This is a genomic window from Rhodovulum marinum (assembly GCF_004343075.1).
GTDB classification, from domain to species: Bacteria; Pseudomonadota; Alphaproteobacteria; order Rhodobacterales; family Rhodobacteraceae; genus Rhodovulum; species Rhodovulum marinum.
Genome location: NZ_SLXP01000036.1, coordinates 1 through 1,082 on the forward strand (window position 1 = coordinate 1; position 1,082 = coordinate 1,082).

The 1,082-nt window shown below is 66.7% G+C and carries 1 protein-coding gene; it reads right to left on the bottom strand.

Features of this window, described 5'->3' with window-relative positions:
* The coding region (locus EV662_RS19325) for an S-(hydroxymethyl)glutathione dehydrogenase/class III alcohol dehydrogenase (protein ID WP_132466528.1) at positions 1-1,082 on the bottom strand (1,082 nt) is incomplete at both ends.

The window sequence follows — 1,082 nt, forward strand, 5'->3', positions numbered from 1 at the left end:
TAGACCACGACGGATCGGATGGATTTGCCTTCGTGCATGAGGTCGAAGCCGTGGTTGATCTCGTCGAGGGTCAGCTGGTGGGTGATCATCGGGTCGATCTCGATCTTGCCGTCCATGTACCAGTCGACGATCCGGGGCACGTCCGTCCGGCCCCGCGCGCCGCCGAAGGCCGTGCCGCGCCAGACCCGGCCCGTCACCAGCTGGAACGGGCGCGTCGCGATTTCCGCCCCGGACGGCGCCACGCCGATGATGATGCTTTCGCCCCAGCCCTTGTGGCAGCATTCCAGCGCGGTGCGCATCACGTTCACGTTGCCGGTCGCGTCGAAGCTGTAATCCGCCCCGCCCTTCGTCAGGTTCACCAGGTAGGGCACAAGGTCGCCCTCGACCTCGGCGGGGTTCACGAAATCGGTCATCCCGAAGCGTTCGGCCATCTCGCGTTTCGCGGGGTTCAGGTCGACCCCCACGATCTGGTCGGCGCCGATCAGCCGCAGCCCCTGGATCACGTTCAGGCCGATGCCGCCCAGGCCAAAGACCACCGCCCGGCAGCCGGGTTCGGCCTTGGCGGTGTTGATGACGGCACCGACCCCGGTGGTCACGCCGCAGCCGATATAGCAGACCTTGTCGAAGGGCGCGTCGGGGCGAATTTTCGCCACCGCGATCTCGGGCAGCACGGTGAAGTTCGAAAAGGTCGAACAGCCCATGTAATGCAGGATCGGGTCGCCATCGAGCGTGGTGAAGCGCGAGGTGCCGTCGGGCATCAGGCCTTGACCTTGCGTCGTGCGGATCGCCTGGCAGAGGTTGGTTTTCGGGTTCAGGCAGTATTCGCATTCCCGGCATTCGGGGGTGTAAAGCGGGATCACGTGGTCGCCCGGTTTGACGGACGTGACGCCCGCGCCCACCTCGACGACGACGCCCGCGCCCTCGTGGCCCAGGATCGCCGGGAACAGACCCTCGGGATCGGCGCCCGAGCGCGTGAACTCGTCGGTGTGGCACAGGCCGGTGGCCTTGATCTCGACCAGGACCTCGCCCGCCTTCGGGCCGGCAAGCTCCACCTCCGTCACCTCAAGAGGCTTCCCCGCCTC